Here is a 5,187-nt window from a genome sequence, read left to right as displayed (position 1 = left end):
ACCCGCGCCCGGGACGGGCAACGCCCGGCGGTGCTGGCGGCGAGACCCGGCACCACCGAGCGGCACGCCCTGTGGTGGGTCACTCCGCGGCAGCGGGCGACGTTGGACGAGGTGGAGGCCCGCGGCGAGTGCTACCGCCTCGGCTGGGTGCACGCCCCGGCCACCACCGACGACGGCACGAAACGGGACCGGGTGCTCGCCTACGTCGCGCGCCCGGAGGTCCTCGGCACCGCGGTGGCCGAACACCTCGACCGCTCACCGATGCTCGTGGACGGGGAACCGGTGCGGGTGGCCGACGTCGGGCAGGCCGACATCCTGCGGATGCGGGGTGGCCGGGCCCGCTCCGACGGCCTCGACGTCCTCGAAGTCACCGGTGAGCCCTCCTGGTCCGAGCTGGACTGATCACCCGGAAGCACCCCCGTGGCGCGGCGTTCGGTCGTAGGCTCCACCCGTTCACGGCAGATCCCCGGCACGGCCGGGTGCTTCGGAGGGAGGCGTCCACGTGGCCTCGTGGGACGACCTGGTGGCGTATGTCCGGGACGAGTACGACGTCGTGCGCGACGAGCCGGACGAGATCCGCGTCCGATTCGGCTACGGCGGTGAACCGCACGCCGAGCGGCGGGCCCAGGTCGTGATCATCGCGCGGGAGGTCATGGACCGGAAGGAGGACTGGGTCCAGATCGCGACCCCGTTCGCCCGGATCGACCAGGTCGACCTGCGGGAGGTGCTGACCGAGATCGGCAACACGCTGGTCGTCGGCGGTGCGGTGCTGATGGGGGAGTACGTGGTGCTGCGGCACTCCCTCCCGCTGCTCAACCTGGACATCAACGAGTTCATCGACCCGTTGGAGCTGGTCACCGGATCGGCGGAGCTGTTGGAGGAGCAGTTCACCGGACGCGACGACTACTGAGCCCGCCGGTCACCGGATGCGGGGAGCCGGGTAGCCGGTGGCGCCGGTCCACCGGCCGTCCCGTTCAGCCGCGACCCGGTACGACGCGGCACCCGTCCCAGGAACCCGGGCCGAGCCTGCCCAGCCTGGTCCCCGTTGCCCGGGCGAACTCGTGCACGGTCCGGCTTCCCCGCTTCGCCGCGAGTTTCAGGAGCACCTCGGCGCACACCCGCGCGTCCTCGGCGGCGTCGTGGTGCCGGAGCAACGCGACGCCGAGGGTCCCGGCCACGGTCGGCAGCCGGTGGTCGGCCAGGTCGAGTTCGCGCTTCGTCCACACCCGGGTGCAGCCGAACTCCAGCGTCGGTGGCCGCACGTGGTCGGCCTCGCACGCGGCCCGGAGGGCGCCGAGGTCGAACGCGGCGTTGTGCGCCACGACGGGACGGTCCCCGATGACGGTGCGCACGTCACCGAGCACGGCGCCGAATGCCGGGGCGTCGGCCACCCGCCGTTCGTCGATTCCGTGGATCCCCACCTGTAGCGGCTCGAAATACGCCAGCGGACCCGGCGGGCGGCACAGCCAGGAACGGGACGCGGCCACCGCACCGTTCTCCACGACCGTGAGGCCGATCGAGCAGATCGAACCCCGTTTCGGGTTGGCGGTCTCCACATCGATCGCGACGAACTCGAACCCGTTGGTGTCGTCCACCGGCTGTCTCCCATTCCGCTCCGGGTCTGTGTCACCGGACTGTCGGTGGACGCGGCGCGGTCGTTTCCTCCGGTGCGGTCACGATTCCGCCACGGCGCCGGTTTCTGCGAGTGGACCGGACCGGTCGGCAACGGGATCCCCGGACACGGGGGAGCGGAACGCATGCGGCGGAGCCCGCCGATTCGGTGTTGGCCCCTTCGGGCACTCGTTCCGGCGCTCTGGCGCGCACCCAGGACACGGTGGGTCCGCCGGGAACCACGGTCACCGACGTCGCTCTGGTCCTCGATGCCACCGCCGGGCACGTGCCCACGGATCCGGGCACCGGACCCCGCCCGAGGGGACCCCTCCGTTGCCGTAGCCGGGGCGCTCAGCCCTCGTCGATCGAGACGTCCACCGGCGTGCCGAGTTCGACGGTGCGGCTGACCGTGCACAGCTTGTCGTGCGACAACCGCACCGTGCGGGGCAACACCTCCCGCGCCCGGTCCCCGTCGTCCCCCTCCGGGAAGGCGACCCGGAAGGTCACCGCCAGATTCTCCATCCGGTTCCCGGTCTCCTTGTCCTGGATCTTGTCGCCGGAGACGGTGACGGTGAACTCGGTCGGCTCCGCCCGCCTGCTGGTGACGACGTCGGTGTCCACCGCCGTGCAGCCGCCGATCGCCGCCAGCAACAGCTCCACCGGCGAGAAGCCGGCGTCGTCGTTCGAGCTGAGCGGCAGCGTGCCACCGCGGGCGTTGCGGGCCACGTACCGGCCCGTGGAGACCCGTTCGATGCTGACCGATCGGAGAGTGTCGTCGTCCGCCATGTCCCCAGGCTACCGGCGCGGGCGGGCGACGAGCGTCCGCCGTGTCGGTGGCCCCGGAGCCGGTCATCCCCGGCCGGTCGCACCGTCCGTGCCCGCGGCCTCGCGGGCGAGACGTTCGAGCCGGGCGTGGTGGTCGGCCCAGTACTCCGGCCCCTCCTCGGGGACACCCGCGCGGTCGGGGTACAGACCGACGGCCCCGTCGACGAGTTCGCGCAGGATGTCGGCGTGCCCGGCGTGCCGGTTCGTCTCGGCGGTCATGTGCACCAGCATCCGGTGCAGTGTCACCTCGGCCCGGTCGGCGGGCCAGTGCGGGACGCGGCCGGGCGCATCGACGGCGAGTGCGTCGATGGTGTCGTCGGCGTGCGCGCAGGCCCTGCGGTACCGGTCGACGAGCTCGTCGCGGGACTCGTCCGCGGTGGCCCACAGGTCCGCGTTCGGATCGTCGCCGTCCGGCCAGGGCAGCCGTTCCGGGAACGGCCGGTCGAAGGTGTCGCCGAAGTAGCCGACCTCGCAGAACGCGAGGTGCTTGACCATGCCCAGCAGGTTCGTGTCGGTCGGCGTCAGCGGACGGCGCACGTCGTACTCGGACAGGCCGTCGAGCTTCCACAGCAGGCCGGCCCGGGCCTGCGCGAGGGAGCGGTGCAGATCCGCCTTCGCGGTCGTCGCAGTCATGGAGGCAGGCTCCCACCGGGCACCGACAATTTCGATTCCGCACGCCTCCGGACGCGCGGCGGAATCGGGCCGACCGGGTCGATTCTGAAGGAGCGAGTTCGCCTGATGAAACAACCGCCCGGGAACGGAAACGGGCCCGAGAAAATCCGGCACACCGGGAACCGATCCGGATGCCCCAGCGTCCCAGTGTCGCCGCCGATGGAGGAGGAACGATGTCGGAGGGGACCGACGGCAGCGAGCGCATGATCGCGGACTGGACGCGTCAGGTGCAGCAACAGGCGCAGCGGTACCAGGCGATGGCCGAGCGGGTCCAGGAGATCACGGTCACCGAGCGCTCACCGGACAACGCCGTCGAGGTGACGATCAACTCGAAGGGGCTGTTGACCGGTCTGACCCTCGCCGAGAGTGCTCAGGGCAGGCGGATGGCGGAGCTGTCGTCCCAGATCATGCGCACGGTGCGGGCCGCGCAGGCCCGAGTTCCGGAACTGCTGCAGGAGGCGATGGCCGAGACCGTCGGGACGGAGGACGAGACCGCGGCGAAGGTCTTCGCCGACGCGAAGCAGACCTTCCCCGAGCCGCCCGACGAGGAGGGCCGGGAACCACCGCAGGCCGACACCGAGTTCCGGTTCGGCCCCGAGGGGGACGACCCCGCGGACGGCCCCGCGGAGGACCCGGCCCCGCCCGCAGATTCCTCCCGGCGGTCCGGACGACCCCGCGGGCCCGACCGCGACTCCGGCGACGATCCCGAGGACGACGACTTCGGGGGTCGCTCGATCTTCTCCTGACAGCGAACCGACCCGACCGACCACTGGGGGAACCGTGACGCAGGGTGGCTTCGAGCTCGATACCGACCTGGACGCCCACGCGAGCCGGCTCGACGGGTGCACCGAGCAACTGCAGCAGGCCGTTCAGGCGGCGCGTGCGGTCAGCATGCCCACCGACGCCTACGGCATCCTCTGTCAACCGTTCCGGATGCTGCTCGACCCGGTGGAGCAGTACGGCATCGACGCGCTGACCGAGTCGGTCACCGCGATGCGGGCCACGGCGGACAAGGTGCGCAAGGCCGCGGAGACCTACCGGAACACCGAGGACGACGTCACCGGACAACTGGGGGCCGGTGACTGATGTCCGAGACCGACAACCCCCTCGTCGCACAGGCGCCGGAGGACGGCGACGGTCCCGGCCCACTGACCTCGGGAAACGGCGACTACGGCTGGGCGGGCGGCATCGGCATCGCCGAGTCCGCCATGGACACCTACAACGGCATCCAGGACGGCAACTGGGTCGAGGGCGGGCTCGGTGCGCTCGGCCTGGTCGCCGAGGGCGCCGCCGCCGCGATCGACCCGTTCGGCTGGCTGATGTCGTCGGTGGCGTCCTTCCTGATGGAGCACGTCGAGCCGCTCAAGGAGATGCTCGACTCCGTCTGCGGCGACCCGCCGGTGATCCAGTCGTACTCGGAGACGTGGTCCAACGTCGCGGGTCAGCTGGACGAGACCCGGAACACCTTCGCCAACGCGGTGAAGAACGGCACCGCGGGCTGGACCGGCGACGCGGCCGACGCCTACCGGGCCTCCTGCGCCGAGCAGGAGGAGACCCTCGCCGGGGCGAGCACGGTCGCCGGGGCGATCAGCACGGTGGTCATGATCATGGGCGAGGTCGTGACGTTCGTCCGGGAGACGGTGCGCGACCTCATCGCCGACCTGGTGGGCAAGCTGATCTCCTGGGTGTTGGAGACCGTGTGCTCGCTCGGCTTCGGCACCCCCGTCGTCGTGGCGCAGGCCGTGACCGCGATCTCCAAGTGGGCGACGAGGATCGCCGAGCTGCTGCAGAAGCTGGTCGGCACCATCCGGAAGGTCTCCCCGCTGCTCGGCGAGCTCGCCGAGGTGTTCGGCAGCATCATCAAGGTCTGCGGCAAGATCGCCGGCAAGGTCACCGGACTGGACGTGATCAGCACCCGCAACATCACTCCGGGCGGCTTCTTCCAGCGCGGCGGCCCGGACGCACCGGACCTCGGCGGCGGTCCCGGTGGCGGCGGTCCCACCAGTGGTGGGCCAGGCGGCGGCAACGGTTCGAGTGGTGGCGACGGTCCCGAGGGCGGCAGCGGCCCCGGAGGTGGGG

7 protein-coding genes and 1 pseudogene are annotated in these 5,187 nt (G+C 71.6%); 5 read left to right on the top strand and 3 right to left on the bottom strand.

Annotated features, from left to right (window positions below):
• Both SACHA_RS0104040 and SACHA_RS0104035 read left to right on the top strand, forming a co-directional pair.
• A pseudogene (locus SACHA_RS0104040) lies at positions 1 to 402 on the top strand (gamma-glutamylcyclotransferase); the annotation flags it as partial.
• A gap of 100 nt (positions 403 to 502) precedes the next feature.
• Positions 503 to 910 carry a hypothetical protein gene (locus tag SACHA_RS0104035; RefSeq protein ID WP_019807427.1) on the top strand — a complete coding sequence of 136 codons (408 nt, stop codon included), beginning with the start codon at positions 503 to 505 and terminating at the stop codon, positions 908 to 910.
• Between the two features lie 64 nt (positions 911 to 974).
• Here SACHA_RS0104035 and SACHA_RS0104030 read toward each other — a convergent pair whose 3' ends face one another.
• The 3 genes from SACHA_RS0104030 to SACHA_RS0104020 all read right to left on the bottom strand — a co-directional run bounded on the left by SACHA_RS0104030 (position 975) and on the right by SACHA_RS0104020 (position 3,069).
• Positions 975 to 1,595 (bottom strand): 3'-5' exonuclease, encoded by a 621-nt coding sequence (locus SACHA_RS0104030; RefSeq protein ID WP_019807425.1) that lies wholly within the window; start codon positions 1,593 to 1,595, stop codon positions 975 to 977.
• 367 nt (positions 1,596 to 1,962) lie between these two features.
• Positions 1,963 to 2,397, bottom strand: a complete 435-nt coding sequence (locus SACHA_RS0104025; protein WP_019807422.1) for an OsmC family protein — start codon at positions 2,395 to 2,397, stop codon at positions 1,963 to 1,965.
• A gap of 63 nt (positions 2,398 to 2,460) precedes the next feature.
• A complete protein-coding gene (locus tag SACHA_RS0104020) occupies positions 2,461 to 3,069 on the bottom strand; it encodes a DinB family protein (RefSeq protein WP_019807420.1) in 609 nt (202 codons plus the stop codon).
• A gap of 212 nt (positions 3,070 to 3,281) precedes the next feature.
• Between SACHA_RS0104020 and SACHA_RS0104015 the strand changes: the two genes are divergently transcribed.
• The 3 genes from SACHA_RS0104015 to SACHA_RS25955 all read left to right on the top strand — a co-directional run.
• Positions 3,282 to 3,854: a YbaB/EbfC family nucleoid-associated protein gene (locus SACHA_RS0104015; RefSeq protein WP_019807418.1), complete on the top strand. Its 573-nt coding sequence runs from the start codon at positions 3,282 to 3,284 to the stop codon at positions 3,852 to 3,854.
• 34 nt (positions 3,855 to 3,888) lie between these two features.
• The gene (locus SACHA_RS0104010; RefSeq protein WP_019807417.1) at positions 3,889 to 4,194 is read left to right on the top strand and encodes a type VII secretion target; all 306 of its coding nucleotides are present in this window, start codon (positions 3,889 to 3,891) and stop codon (positions 4,192 to 4,194) included.
• On the top strand, positions 4,194 to 5,187 hold a 994-nt coding region (locus SACHA_RS25955), incomplete at its 3' end, for a WXG100 family type VII secretion target (protein WP_019807415.1). The genes SACHA_RS0104010 and SACHA_RS25955, both read left to right, overlap by 1 nt.

Origin of the sequence: Saccharomonospora halophila 8 (assembly GCF_000383775.1) — a bacterium.
GTDB classification, from domain to species: Bacteria; Actinomycetota; Actinomycetes; order Mycobacteriales; family Pseudonocardiaceae; genus Saccharomonospora; species Saccharomonospora halophila.
Note: the sequence above shows the minus strand (reverse complement) of the source record. Positions and strands in the feature narration are given on the sequence as shown.

Coding starts and splice junctions, on each gene's coding strand:
- SACHA_RS0104025 (WP_019807422.1), bottom strand. CDS start 2,397: ATGGCGGACGACGACACTCTCCGATCGGTCAGCATCGAACGGGTCTCC.
- SACHA_RS0104020 (WP_019807420.1), bottom strand. CDS start 3,069: ATGACTGCGACGACCGCGAAGGCGGATCTGCACCGCTCCCTCGCGCAG.
- SACHA_RS0104015 (WP_019807418.1), top strand. CDS start 3,282: ATGTCGGAGGGGACCGACGGCAGCGAGCGCATGATCGCGGACTGGACG.